Origin of the sequence: Insulibacter thermoxylanivorax (assembly GCF_015472005.1) — a bacterium.
Lineage (GTDB): Bacteria > Bacillota > Bacilli > Paenibacillales > DA-C8 > Insulibacter > Insulibacter thermoxylanivorax.
Map to the genome: position 1 here is coordinate 1 of NZ_BMAQ01000014.1, position 17,613 is coordinate 17,613.

14 protein-coding genes are annotated in these 17,613 nt (G+C 52.9%); 3 read left to right on the forward strand and 11 right to left on the reverse strand.

Annotated elements, in window-relative coordinates:
• Positions 1 to 68 precede the first annotated feature (68 nt).
• Positions 69 to 1,346 (reverse strand): threonine ammonia-lyase IlvA, encoded by a 1,278-nt coding sequence (gene ilvA, locus PRECH8_RS07480; protein ID WP_200966476.1) that lies wholly within the window; start codon positions 1,344 to 1,346, stop codon positions 69 to 71.
• 185 nt (positions 1,347 to 1,531) lie between these two features.
• Between ilvA and PRECH8_RS07485 the strand changes: the two genes are divergently transcribed.
• Positions 1,532 to 2,446 carry a C40 family peptidase gene (locus tag PRECH8_RS07485; RefSeq protein WP_200966477.1) on the forward strand — a complete coding sequence of 305 codons (915 nt, stop codon included), beginning with the start codon at positions 1,532 to 1,534 and terminating at the stop codon, positions 2,444 to 2,446.
• A 142-nt stretch (positions 2,447 to 2,588) separates the two neighbouring features.
• Entirely contained in the window at positions 2,589 to 3,038 is a 450-nt protein-coding gene (locus tag PRECH8_RS07490) for a cupin domain-containing protein (protein ID WP_200966478.1), read from the forward strand.
• A 94-nt stretch (positions 3,039 to 3,132) separates the two neighbouring features.
• Here PRECH8_RS07490 and gdhA read toward each other — a convergent pair whose 3' ends face one another.
• Positions 3,133 to 4,509, reverse strand: a complete 1,377-nt coding sequence (gene gdhA / locus PRECH8_RS07495) for an NADP-specific glutamate dehydrogenase (protein WP_200966479.1) — start codon at positions 4,507 to 4,509, stop codon at positions 3,133 to 3,135.
• Positions 4,510 to 4,892: 383 nt separating this feature from the next.
• On the opposite strand from gdhA, the gene PRECH8_RS07500 reads away from it, so the two are divergent.
• Positions 4,893 to 6,755, forward strand: coding sequence for an LTA synthase family protein (locus tag PRECH8_RS07500; RefSeq protein ID WP_200966480.1), 1,863 nt, complete (start codon positions 4,893 to 4,895; stop codon positions 6,753 to 6,755).
• A gap of 290 nt (positions 6,756 to 7,045) precedes the next feature.
• Here the strand turns inward: PRECH8_RS07500 and PRECH8_RS07505 are convergent, their stop codons facing one another.
• The 9 genes from PRECH8_RS07505 to PRECH8_RS07540 all read right to left on the reverse strand — a co-directional run bounded on the left by PRECH8_RS07505 (position 7,046) and on the right by PRECH8_RS07540 (position 17,504).
• Positions 7,046 to 9,925 carry a DEAD/DEAH box helicase gene (locus PRECH8_RS07505; protein WP_200966481.1) on the reverse strand — a complete coding sequence of 960 codons (2,880 nt, stop codon included), beginning with the start codon at positions 9,923 to 9,925 and terminating at the stop codon, positions 7,046 to 7,048.
• Positions 9,922 to 11,553, reverse strand: a complete 1,632-nt coding sequence (locus PRECH8_RS07510; protein WP_200966482.1) for an SWIM zinc finger family protein — start codon at positions 11,551 to 11,553, stop codon at positions 9,922 to 9,924. Before PRECH8_RS07510 ends, PRECH8_RS07505 begins: the two co-directional genes overlap by 4 nt.
• 76 nt (positions 11,554 to 11,629) lie before the next feature.
• Entirely contained in the window at positions 11,630 to 11,827 is a 198-nt protein-coding gene (locus tag PRECH8_RS07515) for a hypothetical protein (RefSeq protein ID WP_200966483.1), read from the reverse strand.
• Positions 11,828 to 12,020: 193 nt separating this feature from the next.
• Positions 12,021 to 12,980, reverse strand: a complete 960-nt coding sequence (gene glsA, locus PRECH8_RS07520; RefSeq protein ID WP_200966484.1) for a glutaminase A — start codon at positions 12,978 to 12,980, stop codon at positions 12,021 to 12,023.
• Between the two features lie 130 nt (positions 12,981 to 13,110).
• Positions 13,111 to 13,245, reverse strand: a complete 135-nt coding sequence (locus PRECH8_RS14620; RefSeq protein WP_276569099.1) for a hypothetical protein — start codon at positions 13,243 to 13,245, stop codon at positions 13,111 to 13,113.
• 168 nt (positions 13,246 to 13,413) lie between these two features.
• Positions 13,414 to 14,343: an ABC transporter permease gene (locus PRECH8_RS07525; protein ID WP_200966485.1), complete on the reverse strand. Its 930-nt coding sequence runs from the start codon at positions 14,341 to 14,343 to the stop codon at positions 13,414 to 13,416.
• Positions 14,333 to 15,364: an ABC transporter permease gene (locus PRECH8_RS07530; protein WP_200966486.1), complete on the reverse strand. Its 1,032-nt coding sequence runs from the start codon at positions 15,362 to 15,364 to the stop codon at positions 14,333 to 14,335. The genes PRECH8_RS07525 and PRECH8_RS07530 overlap by 11 nt, the downstream gene beginning before the upstream one ends.
• Positions 15,357 to 16,901: an ABC transporter ATP-binding protein gene (locus PRECH8_RS07535; RefSeq protein WP_200966487.1), complete on the reverse strand. Its 1,545-nt coding sequence runs from the start codon at positions 16,899 to 16,901 to the stop codon at positions 15,357 to 15,359. Before PRECH8_RS07535 ends, PRECH8_RS07530 begins: the two co-directional genes overlap by 8 nt.
• A gap of 447 nt (positions 16,902 to 17,348) precedes the next feature.
• Entirely contained in the window at positions 17,349 to 17,504 is a 156-nt protein-coding gene (locus PRECH8_RS07540; RefSeq protein WP_200966488.1) for a hypothetical protein, read from the reverse strand.
• Positions 17,505 to 17,613: the final 109 nt, after the last annotated feature.

Consider the following 17,613-nt stretch of genomic DNA (forward strand, 5'->3'; position numbering starts at 1 on the left):
GTTACTTTCGAAATTTAGGATTATTATTATTTAATGCCGTTAATGTTTAATGATATTTGGTGTTTTCGTCATATCAGTAAGTCAAACAGCACAGGGTCTTTGTTCAGCTCGATGAAGTTATAATTGTGCTTGCGCATCCGTTCCAATAACGGTTCATAGTCATCGCGGGATTTCAGCTCGATGCCGACAAGGGCCGGACCATTCTCTTTGTTGTTCTTCTTCGTGTATTCGAAGCGGGTAATATCATCATTGGGCCCCAGCACTTTGTCGAGAAACTCTCGCAGCGCCCCCGCCCGCTGTGGAAAATTAATCGTAAAATAATGCTTTAATCCCTCATAGATGAGCGACCGCTCCTTGATCTCCTGCATGCGGTCGACGTCGTTGTTGCCGCCGCTGATGAGGCATACGACATTCTTGCCCTTGATCTGTTCCCTGTATACATCCAGTGCGGATACGGACAGCGCCCCGGCGGGCTCAGCGATGATCGCGCTGCGATTGTACAGCTCGAGGATCGTCGAACAGACCTTGCCCTCAGGAATCGCAACTAGATCATCCAGGGATTCCTTGCATATCGCATAGGTCAGCTCACCAACGCGCTTCACGGCTGCACCGTCGACGAACTTATCGATGGCCTCCAAACCTTCTACAGCGCCCCGCGCGAAAGCATGCTTCATCGAAGCAGCGCCGCTAGGTTCAACGCCGATCACTTTCGTCGCTGGACTGACGGCTTTGGCATAGAGGCTGAGTCCTGCAGCCAAACCTCCGCCGCCGATCGCCGTGAAGAGGTAATCCACGTTCCCCTCCATCTCCTGCATGATCTCCATCGCGATCGTACCGTTTCCGGCGATGATCTTCGGATCATTGAAGGGATGGACGAAGGTCATGCCGTGTTCTTCACAAGCGCGGATTGCCTCGGCAAAAGCATCATCATACGTGTCGCCTACCAGCACGATCTCCACATAGGGACCGCCGAAAAACTCCACCTGCGAAACCTTCTGCCGCGGCGTGGTGGCAGGCATATAGATCTGCCCTTTGATCTGAAGGGCATTGCATGTATAAGCTACGCCCTGCGCGTGATTGCCGGCGCTGGCACAGACGACGCCGCGCGCAAGCTTCTCTTCTGGAAGCGAGCGGATGAAATGGTATGCACCGCGGATCTTGAAGGAGCGTACGATCTGCAGGTCCTCCCGCTTGAGATAGACATTGCATTTGTACATGGCGGACAGCACATTGTCCTTATGCAGCGGCGTACGGCGGACGACGTCCTTCAGCACCTGACTCGCATGCAGGATCTCTTCGATTTTTACTTGTTCCGTGTAAGATTCGTCACCGTATGTTCGTTTCATCTTGAATCCCATCCTTATTTTCGATACCAACATATATACTCTTATCCGATTCCGATGTCAAATTCCGCTGCATCAGCTGGTGATTTGGCACTTTTTTGAGCGAAGATTTCCAGCAGTCTACTAATGACCTGAGAGGTTTCCTTTGGTTACGATGTTAATAGATTTAGTTTTAAGGAGGAATCTACATGTTCAAGAAGGCTTTACCCATCGCACTAGCTGTGATGATCGCAGCCCCGACGGTTACTGCTTGGGCTGCGCCGGCAGGCTATGAAACCAAGGTGGAATGGGGCGTCAATTACCGCGCAGAGCCCAGCACCAATGGTCACATCTATCGCATGTTGCCTAAGGGCGAATACATACATGTCATCCAGGAAGTGAACAGCCATTGGCTGCAGGTTCAGACGCAGGACGGTCAGATCGGCTATATCTCCGCGAACAGCAAATATACCGATTACAATGGGCAGCAGGAAGCAACAAGCGGAAGCGGTAAGATTACTAAGGGCGTAAACTTCCGCTCTTCGCCGAAAGTTGCCAACAACAAGATCGGCTCGATCAAGCAGGGCACCACCGTCGAAGTCCTTGAGGTTACGAATAAGTGGTGGGTGAAGATCAAGCACAACGGCAAAGTCGGTTATGTATCGTCGAATTACATCTCCATCGGCACTTCCGGCGGCAGCAGCGGTAACAGCGGAGGTTCGGTCAAAGTTCCAAGCAATCCAAGCGCCAAGGCAGACCAGATCATCAATTTCGCCAAAAGTCTCATGGGGAAAGTCACCTACGATTACGGGACGCGCAATACGAGCAAATTGATCTTCGACTGCTCCTCGTTCACCCAATATGTCTTCGCAAAATACGGCGTTGATCTCAAATGGGGCACGCGATATCAGAAGGACGCAGGCAAGGCGGTCAGCAAGAGCAATCTGCAGAAAGGCGATCTCGTCTTCTTCTCCACGAAGGGCGGCTCGATCAATCACGTAGGCATATACATAGAAAACGGAACCTTCATTCATAATAAGCCTTCCGCCAATGGGGTGGCGATTGATAATCTGAATACAGGTTATTGGAAAGACAAATACGTCAGCGCAAGAAGAGTGCTGTAATCATCCTTTCCATCTTACAACACTTTATGCCGGAGCTTTTGCTCCGGTTTTTTTCCTCTGCATCCGTTACCGGCTTGCGATTGCCGCTCAGCTTTGGGTATCTTATAGAAGATATCATTGTGATCGAAGAGGTGTGAATGGAATGACAACACGTTCTCCGCTTGTAGATGCATTAGGCATGCAGCCTCATCCCGAAGGCGGCTGGTACGCAGAAACATGGAAAGCTTCCTTCCAGATCCCTAAGGAAGTATTGGGCGCTCCCTATACAGGTCCTAGGCCGGCGGCAACCGCAGTCTATTTCCTGCTCCATCCCGGCGAGGTGTCGCAGTGGCACACCGTCGTCTCGGACGAGCTGTGGCTGTGGCATGCGGGCAGCCCCGTGCTGTTAACCTTAGGAGGCAGCGGCGATGCTCCCGAGGCGCAGGAAGAGATCGTCCTTGGTATGGACGTCGCTGCGCGCCAAAGACCGCAGGTGCTCGTACCCGGCACCGTCTGGCAGACCGCAAGGCCGCTTGGGGATGAGCCCGCCCTGGTCACCTGCATCGTAGCGCCGGGGTTTCATTTCGATGATTTCCGATTAATTGAAGAGTGATCACCGGACAGCAAAAAATACTTGGCGGGATGCCAAGTATTTTTTGCTTAGAGCTGGTATTCGACTGAGATAACTGCGTTCCTTATGCGCAGGTTTAGACCACGCCTTGAGCGATCATGGAATCGGCAACCTTCAAGAAGCCGGCGATATTCGCACCAACCACGAGATTGCCGGTATAGCCGTATTCCTCGGCTGCCGCCATGCTGTTCCGATAGATGTTTGACATGATCTGACGCAGCTTGGCATCGACTTCTTCGAAGGTCCAGTTGAAGCGCATGCTGTTCTGGGACATCTCCAAAGCCGACACGGAGACGCCGCCGGCATTGGCCGCCTTTGCCGGTCCGAAGAGGACGTCATTCTGCAGAAAGATGTCGATTGCTTCCAGCGTCGAAGGCATATTCGCTCCTTCGGCAACGGCGATCACGCCATTCTTGACGAGGATGCTTGCGGATTCCTCAGAGATCTCGTTCTGCGTCGCGCAAGGCAAGGCGATATCGCATGGAATCGTCCAGATGCCCGAGCAGCCCTCATGGTATTCCGCATGCGGATGTTCCTGAACATAGTCCTTGATTCTCCGCCGTTCGACCTCTTTCAGCTGCTTGACCGTCTCGAGATTGATTCCCTGCGGATCATAGACATACCCGTTGGAATCGCTGCATGCCACGACCTTCGCACCCAGCTGCATCGCCTTCTCCATGGCATAGATGGCCACATTCCCCGATCCGGAGACGACCACCGTACGACCTTCGAGCGACATTCCCTTCTCCTTCAGCATCTCTTCAACGAAGTACACGCATCCATACCCCGTCGCTTCCTTCCGCACCAGGCTGCCGCCGTACGTCAGTCCTTTGCCGGTGAACACACCCGCCTCATGACCGCCGCAGATCCGTTTGTACTGGCCGAACATATAGCCGATCTCGCGGGGACCGACACCGATATCCCCCGCAGGCACGTCTTCATCGGGCCCGATGTACTTATACAGCTCGGTCATGAAGCTCTGCACGAAGCGCATCACTTCGCCTTCGGATTTGCCCTTCGGATCGAAGTCGCTTCCCCCTTTACCGCCGCCGATCGGCATGCCCGAGAGGGAGTTCTTGAAGGTTTGCTCGAAACCAAGGAATTTGATGATGCCTGCATTTACGCTGGGATGGAAGCGAATCCCGCCCTTATAGGGACCGATCGCACTGTTGAATTGGACGCGATAGCCGCGGTTAACTTGAATCCGTCCCTGGTCATCGACCCAAGGCACGCGGAAGGTGATCATGCGCTCAGGCTCGACGATTCTTTCCAGAATATTATATTGGATATACTTAGGATCTCTTTCCAATACTGGAGTCATAGAGTACATGAATTCCTTCACCGCTTGGTGAAACTCAGATTCACCAGGATTTCTTTGGATGACGGTATCCAAGACCCTTTGGATATACTCGTTGACCTCTGCTTTAGCTGCTGTTCGTGTTTGTAAGACCATCTTTCTCAACTCCACTATCTTTAGAATAAGATCTTGTTGGATGAAGTTCCTTTATGTTAGTTCACGATATTACAAGAGCGGCTTTTTGTAAAGAATTTAAGTCCATTAATTTGATAGATCTTTTTTATGATTACCATTGAAAATCTTTATTTTCCTGCGTTAGAAGCGAAGCATCCACCTTTACAACGGGTTGATGGTTCGGAGATTGTTCAAAAAACTGACGATCATAAGACATAATTAACGGTCATCCGCATCATTCATTGTATAATTAAGGATACATGTTAGTGTACATGTGAAACATTCATCTCTACACCTTCGTTAATATTTATGGTATTGTTAAGTTTGTGTTTTCTAACAAAACACAGGGATTGGAAGGTGATGACATGTCGCATCAATCTAAGCTCCAATCGTTCTTCTTGCATCCGCTCTTCAGCTTCTCCATCATCTTGATGTGCAAGAGCGTGCTTGCTTGGACGGTCATCTTCGGGGGTCCGGATTGGTCTACGATTGTTAAGGAATTATCCGTGATCATGATGGTGTTTATCATCATCGAACGGTTCTCAAACAAGAATAAGCTGCTGTATTACCTGCTTACGAACCTGCTCTTCACGGGCATATTCTTCGCTGCAATCATGTACTACAAATATTACGGCGTAATCGTCACTTACCATGCGCTCGCGCAAGTGAACCAAGTCGGCACGGTGAAGACGAGCATCTTCTCTTTGCTTGATCCCTATTACCTGTTCATGTTCGTTGATATCATCATCTTCGCCGTGATCTTCCTTAGCAGGAAATCGGCGCAGCGCTGGAAGGTTCGTGCGGCTTATGCCATAGACAGAAAACTGCTGGCCGCTGTCTTCGCCTGCTGCTTGATCATGAGCATCGCCTTTATCCTGCCGAATCGGCCGAGTCTCAATGAGATTATCAAAGCCGAGCAGATGGGCATCCTGAACTATGAACTCTATACGATTTTTGCGGAAGCACAGCCCCAGCTCGTCAAAGCGGATCAGATCACACAGCAATCGATTAATAAGCTTAAAGGCATTAAACAACCAACCGAACCGGTGTACTGGGAAGCTGCCAAAGACAAGCACCTCATCCTCATCCAGATGGAGTCACTGCAGAATTTCGTCATCGATTTGGAGATCGACGGGATCGAGGTAACGCCCGTTGTAAACCGCCTGGCACGGGAGCATTTTTACTTCCCGCACTTCTATCAGCAGGTCGGCCAAGGCAATACTTCGGATGCGGAATTTGTCGTCAACACCTCCTATTATATTCCGCCGCGCGGCGCTGCGACCCAAGTCTACGGCAACAAGGACTTGCCCAGCTTGCCGAAGCTGCTGCAGGAAGCGGGGTATGTGACGGCCACATTCCATACGAACGATGTCGAGTTCTGGAACCGCCACAAGCTGTATGAAGGGCTTGGATTCCAACATATCTATGACAAAGCATATTTCGGAGAGAAAGACGTGCTCTTCTTCGGTGCTTCGGACGAAATCCTGTATCCGGAGACAGCTTATGCCTTGGATAAGCTCGCTAAACAGGGCCAGCCGGTCTACGCCCATGTCATCTCGATGTCCGCCCATCATCCCTACACTCTGCCGGAAGAGAAGCGGTTGATTGAACTGCCCGAACGATACCAGGGCACCCTCGTCGGTGAATATCTAACAGCGCAGAACTATGCGGATTATGCCTTGGGCATCTTCATCGAGGAATTAAAACGGCGCGGGCTTTGGGAGGACAGCCTGATCGTGCTGTACGGCGATCATCTCGGATTGCCGATGTATTCCCTGAATCAGGAAGACGAAGAGCTGTTGGAAGAGATCTACGGCAGACCTTATACGTACACGGATATGATTAACATCCCGCTGGTGATCATCTCGGAGGACTTCACCTATCCGGCCGTGCTTGATCAATTAGGCGGGCAAGTGGATCTCCTGCCGACCTTGGCGAACCTCTTGGGGATTTCCTTGGACGGATATCTGCACTTCGGCCAAGACTTGCTCAACCATACGGAGTTCAACCTGCTGCCGCAGCGCTATTATCTGCCGACGGGTTCTTTCTTAAACAGCGAAGAGCTGTTCTTATCCGGCGCAGGTTATGAAGACGGCGAACATTATCCGCTTTCCGGCAATGGTCTGGAACGGCCGGAGGCAACAAAGGATGAATTCAACCGGGCGCTGGCCCTTCTGCACCTATCAGACAGCTATGTGATGCAGCTGCCGGACCGTACGGAGGATTAAACTTCTCTCTGTATACTGAACGAACGTACAAGAATCGAGCATTGCGACACGGAATGACACTGGTTGAATGGTTCTAAACATCCAGGAAGATCACCCCATGTCTAAAATCCATGCATTCCGTCGAGCTCTGCGCTCGCCCGGGAAATAGTCATCCTGATCATTTCCCCGCAAAACATACTAATGCAAAGGAGCCGGCTGAGCATCTCATGCTCGCCGGCTCCTTCTGTCAAGGAAAACGGATTGCTTCCTCTTCATGCTCTTCATGTTATGTATGGCCAGGCTGCCGCATCCTAAGACCGCCTCAGCTCCAAGATTTCCCTCAGCTCCTCATTCGTCAACTCGCTGATCCACTGCTCCCCGCTGCCCACGATCCTGCGGCTTAGTCCCATCTTCTGTTCCAGCATCTCATCGATCTTCTCCTCGATCGTGCCGATCGATATGAACTTGTGGACGAAAACGTTGCGCTGCTGACCGATGCGATAGACGCGATCCGATGCTTGATTCTCCACAGCGGGATTCCACCAGCGATCATAATGAAACACATGATTTGCTGCCGTTAAGTTGAGACCGGTGCCGCCGGTTTTGAGGGAGAGGATGAAGACGCCGCTCTCCTCCTGCTCTTCCTGCTGAAAGACGGCAATCATCTGATCCCGCATCGGCTTGGGGATGCCGCCGTGCATGAAAGACACCTTCTCGCTCAGCTGATCTTCAAGTACGGCTTGCAGGAGTCTGCCCATTTCGATGAACTGCGTAAAGATGATGCAGCGCTCCCCGTTCCGGCGCACTTCCTCCACCATCTCCGCAAGGAGCAGGAGCTTGTTCGACTGCTGAAGCAGATGCTCCGTTGAGCGGTCTTCACTTCCCTGAAGCAATGCCGGATGATCGCAGATCTGCTTCAATCGCATGATCGTCGAAAGCACTGCCCCGCGCCGCTCCATCACCGCCAACCCGTCGATCTGACGGAATAGACGATCCAGCTGCTGTTCATAGAGGATGCTCTGTTCCGGCGTCAGCGTGATGTAGCGCTTCATCTCTTCCTTGTCAGGAAGATCCAGCGAGATCTTCGGATCATGCTTCTCGCGGCGCAGCAGGAACGGCCTGATAACGGTTTGCAGCCGCCGGATACTCGCCTCATCCTGATGCTTCTCCACCATCCGCGCGAAGCGTGAGAAAGCGCGCAAGGAGCCGTTATACCCAGGGTTAACGAAATGCATGATCGACCAGAGTTCTGTCAACCGATTCTCCAGCGGCGTGCCGGTCAGCGCGGCCCGTTGATTCGCTTCAAGTTTCTGGACAGCTTGCGCTTGCTTGGTATACGCATTTTTGATATTCTGCGCTTCATCGAGGCAGACGGTATCCCAGCGCAGGGCAGTCAGCTGCTGCTGATCGATATGAGCAAGCGCATAAGAGGTGATCACCACATCGGCGCTGAGCGCTGCTCGCAGGAACGCTTCCTCCTTAAGCCGCGCAGGCCCGTGATGCAGGTGAACGCGCAGCTTAGGTGCAAATCGGGCGAACTCCTTCTGCCAATTGCCAAGGACCGAAGTCGGACAGATCAACAGAGACGGCCGATCCGGCTTGATGGTCTCTTGCAGATGCAAGAGATAGGCGATCCATTGGATCGTCTTGCCCAGTCCCATATCATCCGCAAGACATCCTCCGAATCCTAGCTTCCGGAGCATCGCCAGCCACGATACGCCCTCATGCTGATAACGCCGCAGCTGCCCGTTCAACTGCTGCGGAAGAGGGACCAGCGGCGGCTCATGGATGCGTCGCAGCTGCTGCAAGAACTGCTCCAGATCCGCATCCCATTCGATCTCGATTGGGAGCGGCCTCTCCTCACGCCAATACGGCGCATCTTGGGTCTCAGGATTCCCCCGATCCTTTAACAAGCCGTATTCCAACACCTCATGCAGCGGCATCCCGCCTTCGCGGCGATATTTCCTCAGCCGCCGATGGATGCTTCGCAGGGTTTCGTGATCGATGATCATCCACTGGCTGCGAATCGAGATCAGCGGTTTCTCCTCCTGTAGAAGCCGCTGATATTCCTCCTCACTGAGTTCGAGATCGCCGATCGACACCCTCCAATCAAACTGCATCAGCTGCTTCATACCGAGCACCCCTTCGCCCCGCGCGTGCACCGGCGAACGGATATGGGCATGCAGTACCGGCCGCGCGCGTTTGATTTGCTCCCACCAAGCCGGCAAGAGGATGGGGATGCCGTAACTGATAAACTTCGCACTCCATTCCATCAGGAATAACCAGGCGAGATCATCATCCAGCACCTGCCGCATCTGTCTTGCGTTATCGGGATCACGCAACTCTTCAGCGATGCTCATATACTTCTGCGTCTCGCGATAGATGCGTTCTTCCAGCAGCGGTTCCCAATCCGACGGGCATATTCCTTGAATCACCGTGCCGTCCGGGGCACAGGTAATGGCGCGCTCCGGGTCGCTCCGATCCTGTACACGGATCGACAATCGCCACTGCCCCGCCGGGTCGGGTTCAGACAGCTGCAGCGCAAGGAGGAAGGGAGCCGGGTCCTGCTTCCAACCCAAGGTCAAGAGCCATTCTTCCTCATCCAGCCATTCCGCCGGCTCCATCTTTCGCATCTTCTCATAGGCCGTGATGCAGCGTTCCAAGCCGGTTATCTGCCAGCTTCCTTCGGGCTTCTCTCCTTCCTGGTTCTGGATCCGATCATTGACGATATGAGACAACCAGCGGTCAGCTAGCCACTGATCATCGAGCGAATAGGCTTCAGACCCGCTTGCCTCTTTGGGTTCCTTCCGCTCGCTCCAAGCGATCCGCCAGCTGATCTTGCCGCTCCTCCAACTGGCGTAATCCGGCATGATTCGTCCTTCTTCGAGCATCTTACGCAGGAAACCCGCGAGGGAGATATATTGACGCACTTCTTCACTCCAGCGGAATGACGCATGTAGATTGACGGGAAGCTCTGTCCAGTAATCCAAAGCCCAAGCCGCGGGCAGCACGATCATCTCGCGGATGCCGATCCATTCCGTTTCGACGAAGTTTCCGTAGAAGGACGGAGCATGGTAGGCGAACAATTTGCGAATCAGCTGCCTGGGCGGTTCTGCCGGTTCCGGCCACAGCACAAAATAACCCTTGTCCAGCCAGCGAGCATAGATTGTCGTCGTATGCAACCTGTTCATGTGATCAGATGACCCTTTCTTAATTCCTCTATAAACGCTCTCAACGTTTTATACTTGGCTGCAAGTTTCGTTATGTAAGTCTCATACCTTGCTTCCTGGTTCAAACGCGCATAACAGGACTGTAAATTTCTAAGCAGAACCACTGCTTTGCGATAGCTTTCGCGCTTCTTCTCCGCGATGATCTTGTCCACGCTCTGGTGGTAGAAAGGCAGGAGCGTGCCGGCATCGCGCTGCTCGATCTCCAGCAGCAGATTGCGATCCACATCATAAGGGGTAAGATCCGCTGCGATCTGCAAATCCACCCACTCGCGGTACATCCCCGCGGCCTCCAGATACTGAGCATAAGGCTCATAGCTATAAGGCAGCATCAACTTGAGCACAGTGAGATACGAATCCGATTGCTGCAGGTTGAGGTGAGGCTCCAGCTCTTCCCAATAGGCCAGATACTGCTTATGGACCGCGCCATCGGCTTGCTTCACCTCTGGAAGGAGCTTGAGAAGCTGCTCCTCAGCCTTAGACCAGTCCATTCTATGTATGCTGTGCTCGACGTAATGGAAGCAGTGCCTAAGATCTCCTGTTTCCGCCGCAAAATGAATCAGCTCCGAATAAGCATCCTCCCGTCCTGCCAAGAGATCGAGATGGAGCATGGCGAATCGTACGGCCGCAGGCAGCTGCTTTTGCGGCGGGGAGGCAGCTTGCCGCAGCAGCTTCAGCCATTCTCGTTCCTTGTCGATCACACTCGGATCATGCTCGGATAACTTCCGTATGAATAGACGGTATATATTCAGCCAATGCAGTGCCGCATGCTGCCCTGTGCGGAAAGCAGCCTTGTGAATCCACTCCTGCATCTCCCGGCTCCATTCCGCCTGAGGCGATGAGGCAAGCGCAGCCATGTCCAATCTGTTCATATACCGCTTATATCCTTTCCAACACTGCAGAAACAACCGCTCAAATCCGCTGTGGATCTGTGTCGGCTGATACCCTTCCAGGTGCGCGAGATAGCGATTTTCTGCCATCATGAAGATGCAAAGCTGCACCGTTATAAGGTAGGCGTCACGAACGTGTGTAGACCACTCTGCTGAGATCTGCAGAGCATAGGACATGACTTCCCGGTAGAAGGATTCTACTTGATGCGGCGGAGCTTGAAAATAGCCGGCAAATTTCTTCTCCAGATCCTGTCTCCAACGTCCAATGAAATCGGTTGCGAGAATCAAGCGATGCTGCTCCAGCCATCGTGCATCCGCTCCCTGGCTCTTGCGTTCGGTTTGCTTTTTCTTATTGGCCTTTTCCTTGTTCCTGAGCAGACGCATCTGCTGATGCTGCATAAGGAACAGTTCCGTGCGCCTCTCGTGCATCGCATATACATAGAAAAATACAGCGGCCATATGGCTGCAGTATCTCCTGCTTCCACATGTGCAGCTGCTTCGATCAAAGGGGATGATATGCAGTTGAACATGATGGATGCCTTGCTCGCTGTAAACGTCTGCAACCACCGCATCGCCGCGCCGCTCTGCATGGTGTACTGCACCGGACTGATGCGCTCTCCAACCGCTCTGCATCGCTAGTTCGCTGAATCGCTTGATCATATCCATCTGCAAGCTGACGATCTCATTCTTGTCGATGTTCAAACCCTCAATCCCTCCGCTTCCCCTCAGTACGAGATCAGCAGAATCCTAACCTGAAGCATCTGATCAGCATCATGTCTTAACGCTTCTTCCGATCTTCGAGGGACACCACGTTGCTAAAGCCTTTGCCGTTGCTGTTGACCTGTTCATTGCGCAGCATCTGGCTGAGATCCGCAATCGTCTGATCCAGGAGCTTGCCTCTGTACTTAGAGAACAAGCGGCCCCGCTCTTTGGTGAGAATGGCCAAGATGAGCTGTTTCTGCTTCGTGCTGAGCATGACGCGTCAACCTCCCTTTCTCCTCGCCTGCTTGATGCAACCCACCTTCTTCCGCACAAATTGCATCTCATCGTCTATTCTGATTGTGACACAGGGCGCCTGAACCTGCAAGGGTGAACTCGCTCTGCACACCGTTCTAAGCACGATCGATGTAGCTCCATGTTGCCCTTCACGTATCTGCGATCCATGCGCGCTAATAGATGCTTAATCTCCAACGGGCAGCAAGCTCCTGAAGGATACGGCATCCGGCGACGCTGTTACCCTTCTCGTTCAGCGCCGGACTAATCGTACCGATCCCCATCCTGCCCGGCACGACTGCTAAGATGCCTCCGGCCACGCCGCTCTTAGCGGGGATGCCGACTTTGATGGCGAATTCTCCGGACGCGTTGTACATGCCGCAGGTGAGCATGAATGCCTTGGCGATCCGCACGTAACGCTCAGGGATCAAGATTTCACCGCTGTCCGGATCGATGCCGCCGTTTGCCAGGATCATGCCCATGCGAGCGATCTGCACACAGTTGACGCGGATGGAACACTGGCGAAAATACACCTCCAGATGCTCCTCCACGTCGCCGCCGATCACTCCGTTATGCTTTAGGAAATAAGCCAACGAGCGGTTGCGGTCTGCCGTCACTGCCTCCGAGCGGTACACCGCTTCATCGATCGCTATAGATTCATCCGCAGCAAGCTTGCGGACAAAGGCCAGGATACGATCTGTTTTCTCCTGCGGAGTGCTGCCGCGGATCAGCGAAGTGACGGCGATCGCTCCGGCATTGATCATGGGATTGAAGGGTTTGCCCGGCTCGGCCAGCTCCAGCCGCACAATCGAATCAAAATGATCCCCCGTCGGCTCCATGCCTACATGCTCGAACAGCTTCTCCTCCCCATGATCGATGAGGGCGAGAAGCAGCGTGAACACCTTCGAGATGCTCTGCATCGTAAAGGGAACCCCGCAGTCACCTGCACTAAGCGGCGCTTGGCCGATCGGCATCACCGTTACACCGAGGGTCTCGGGCGATGCCTTGGCCAGCTCCGGGATATAATCGGCGACTTTCCCCTGCTTAGCAAAGGGTCTGGCCTTCTCCAGCATTTCCTGCAAAGTCTCGAGATCATATAGATCATATTGAGCGTCATAATGAGCATCCTTCGTCATGGTTTCGCTCCTTCGATAGAAGATACCTGTATGGATGATACCTATGTTGATATTGAAGATATCTAAGAAAATCTGCGGCAGTTACGGGGCAACCGCGCCGGCAGTGCTGGAATGAATCCATAAGGCGAGGTCAATCTCTTTCGTAGATGGAACCCGATCGGCTGGCGTACAATTCACTGTATACTTTCTCCGCATAGGAATCATCCCCGCAATATAATCCGCCATTGTCCTTATCGAATAGACGCATCTTCCGAATATTCGTCATCGTACCCCTCCTATTCTTTTAGAATGTACTTTTATAAACGCGGGATATACAAAAAATCCGTTCAACAGGTCGTTAAACGGATTTTCTATTGATAGAAGATATTCAGCTGTCCGCGAATTGACACGACACCTGAATGAGCGCCCTGAATCATTGCCTGAGATGCGCAGACTAGGTTTCCCCGCGCCGGAAATGCTTGCCCGCGGCGATCGGTCCACGCGCGCGGTTGCGATAGACGATGAGCACCAGCAGCGTCACGATATACGGCAGCATCTCGACGAAGTGAACCGGAATCTCAAACACCTGCAGACGAATCTGCAGCGCTTGCGCAAAACCGAACAACAAGCTTCCTAAGTAGACGCCCAGCGGATTCCAGCCGCCGAAGATGAGTGCTGCCAGCGCGATATACCCTCTTCCAGCGACCATGTCCCTCGAGAACATGTTGATATCGCCGATGGACAGATAGGCACCGCCGATGCCGGCCAGCACGCCGCAGGTGATCACACCAATATACTGCATCATATAGACGTTCACGCCGAGGGAATCCGCCACCCGCGGATTGTCCCCGATGACGCGCATGCGCAGGCCAAAGACGGTTTTGTACAGCACGATCCAACCAAGCACCAAACATGCGATTAAGAGATAGAACAGTATCGACGTATTGCCCAAGATCGGACCGATCACCGGAAGATCACGAAGTCCCGGTATCGACAGATTGCCAAGTCCCGCAACAGGAGCGGAACGGCCGCGGTTGCCCCAGATATTCTCCAGCATCACCGTGGTGAAACCAAGGGAAAGCAGGTTAATAGCCAAACCGCTGATGATGTGATCGGTCTTCAGCTGAATAGTCAGAACGGCGTGGATGAGTGCGAATAACGCCCCGGCAAGCATGGCGAACAGCAGCCCGACATATGCATTTCCCGTTAGATACGAACCCCACACACCGGCAAAAGCTCCCGCCAGCATCATCCCCTCAAGGCCGATATTGACGATACCCGCCCGTTCGCTGAAGATCGCACCAAGCGCCGCGAAGGCAATCGGGATGGAGATGCGCAGGGTGCTCGCGAGCAGGGATACGATCATGTCTATGTTAAGATCCAATGCTCTCGCCCCGCTTTCTCATGAGGTTGATGCGCTTCACGACCCATGGGATGGCCACGAAAATGATGACCAAGGCTTGGATCATGACGACGAAGTCCGTCGGCACGTCCGTCAGCCGGTCAAGGGTCATCGAACCGCTGCGCAGAGCGCCGAAGAGGAGTGCCGACAGCAGCACGCCCAGCGGATGATTGCGGGCCAGGACAGCGACGGCGATGCCGTCGAAGCCGTAGCCGGGAGATATGCCGGCCACGAAATAGCGGTATACGCCGAGCACTTCGACAGCCCCGGCCAGGGCTGCGATGAAACCGCTGATGAGCATCGCCAGAATCATCCGCCTGCCGATGTTGATCCCGCCAGTGCGGGCCGCATCTTGATTCAAACCGACGGCGCGGATCTCATATCCATAGACGGTGCGGTTGAACATCCAATATATTACAAGGCATGCTATGACAGCGATGAAGATGCCCGTCGTCAGCTGATTCGGCGGGATCAGCCGCGTCAGCTGCATGCCGGCGGGAATCGTTTCGGTGCGCGGCACCATGCCTTCTGCTTTGAAAGGATAGTTCACGAGATAGTTCGTCAGCGAAGCTGCTATGTAATTCAGCATGATGGTCACGATGACTTCATGGGCGCCGAACTTCACTTTCATATAACCGGCGATCCCCGCCCACAGAGCGCCGACGATGCCGGCTGCAAGCAAAGCGATGAACGCCAGCAAGATCCCCGGCAAACCGTTGAAGAAGACGCCGATCAGAGCCGCTGCCATCGCTCCCATAAGCAGCTGGCCTTCGCCGCCGATATTGAACAGTCCGCCGCGGAAAGCCACGGCCACCGCCAGCCCTGTGAAGATCAGGGGCGTTGCTTTCGCTAAGGTATTCGCCCAAGCATTGGTGCTGCCAAAGGCGCCGATGATCAGAGCACGATAGGCCTCTATCGGATCATATCCGGCCGCCGCCAAGATCAGCCCGCCGGCCAGGAATGCTGCGAACAGGGACAGGATTAAGGTGATTAGTCTATTCATCTGCAGTTGCCGTCTCCTTCCTATGCTCGGTGCTGTTCTTGCCGCTGGTCATATACTCGCCCAGTTCAAACTCATCGAAGGAATCCGCCGCTCCGTAAGCGACGATCCTTCCTTCATAGATCACAGCGATCTTATCGCTCAGCTTGCGGATCTCATCGAGCTCCGCAGAGATGAGCAGCACCGCCTTGCCTTGATCGCGCATGGCAACCAGCTGCTCATGAATATATTCGATGGCACCGATATCCACGCCGCGGGTCGGCTGAGCAGCGATGATCACCTGCGGATCTTGCGATAACACACGGCCGATGACCACTTTCTGCTGGTTGCCTCCGGATAAGGCGCTGACTTTGGTATCGATGCTTTCCGAACGGATCCGATATTGCTCCCGGATTCGTGCAGCATGTTGTTTCAGCTGCTTCATGCGCAGCACTTTCCTGCGTTGGAAGAACGGCCTGTTCTGATAACCGAGCATGAGGTTATCGCGGATGGAGAATTCGCCGACGAGCCCCAGCTTATTGCGGTCTTCAGGAATATGACCGATGCCGGAAGTGATCATCTCATTCGGCGACTGCTTCGTGATATCTTTGCCGCGGAACAGGATCTTCCCCTCATGCAGCGGGGTAAGACCGGTAAGCGCCTCGATCAGCTCGGTCTGGCCATTGCCTTCTACCCCTGCCAAGCCCAGAATCTCTCCGGTATAGAGTTCCAGATGGAGATCATTCAGCACAGGGACGCGGTTCTTAACGAGGGTCCCGTGCTTGATCTCCAAGATCTTGTTCCGCTCCGGATAGGTCGAAGGCGGGGCCTTGGCGAAGGAAACCTTGCGCCCAACCATCATCTCAGCAAGCCCCGCTTGGCTTGTCTCCGCGATCTCAACGGTTCCGACCAGCTTGCCGGCCCGCAGCACCGTAGCGCGGTCCGCCAACTCCATCGTTTCATTCAACTTATGGGTGATCATGATGATCGTCTTGCCGGCTTTCTTCAGATCGCGCAGCACGCGGAATAGCTCGACAACTTCCAGCGGCGTAAGCACCGCAGTCGGTTCGTCCAGGATGAGAATATCCGCCTTGCGATACAAGGCTTTCAGAATCTCAACCCGCTGCTTGGTGCCGACGGGCAGTTCTTCGACCCGCTGCCTGGGATCGACTTTTAGGCCGTAGGTTTCCGATAAGGTCTGCACTTCTTGCATCGCTTTGGACTTGTCGAAGAACATCCCTTTCTTCGGCTCATACCCAAGCACAACGTTCTCTGATACAGTCAAAGCATCGATCAGCATAAAATGCTGATGCACCATCGCAATCCCAAGACGGATCGCCGCCGTCGGACTGGTGATAGCCTGCGGCACGCCGTTAATGCGGATCTCGCCCTCATCCGGCTGCTGCATGCCGTACAGGATTTTCATTAAGGTGGTCTTGCCGGCACCGTTCTCCCCGAGAAGGCTGTGAATTTCGCCGGCCCGCACGGTGAGATTCACCGAATCATTGGCCACCGTTTTGGCGAAGCGTTTCGTGATGCCCAACATCTCAACTGCATACATAACAGATTGATCCTCCAATTTTCTCCGCCTCTTGTCAAAAATAATGTGATTATTATATAGAAATTCTTGGCCTGAGCCAAGTCGAAGACGCAGGAGCAGGCTTAGAATTTCTTATGCAGACGGGAATATCGTCATTTTATTACTTTGGTTCTGCATCAGAAATTTTGCAACCGGCACTGATGGATGGTTAACTTATGGCATAATTGGTACCTTTTAGTATGTACGAAAGTGTTTTATGTTATCACAACATATACTGAATTGGTCAATCTAATGGTCCTTTTGTGTTTTGTCCTAAATTTGGGACATACAGGTTGATGTAGAGACGCGTTTTGCATATGTTGTCCTAAATTTCGTATAAAAGTGATTCTGAGACGTCTCGGCAAACGGATTTTGTCCTAAAATTCGTATAAACATAGTAATTCAGGCCGCGGTAATAAAGGCTTTATCCTAAATTTCGTACAAAAAGCCAAAGCCCTTGCTCATGATGCCGAAGCTGGAGCCTCCGATGGCAGCAACCGTCTCTTCCTGCATATCACCAGCATGGATGCAGAAAATAACGGAAATCATATTTCCCTTATTTGCTCCAAAACCTCGAAAATCCAAAAATAACGGAAGCCAAATTTCTCTTATTTGATCTATATGTGCTGATTTCTGCTTATTTTAATGGATTTTTCGAGAATAACGGAAATCTGGCTTCTGCTATTTCATCAAA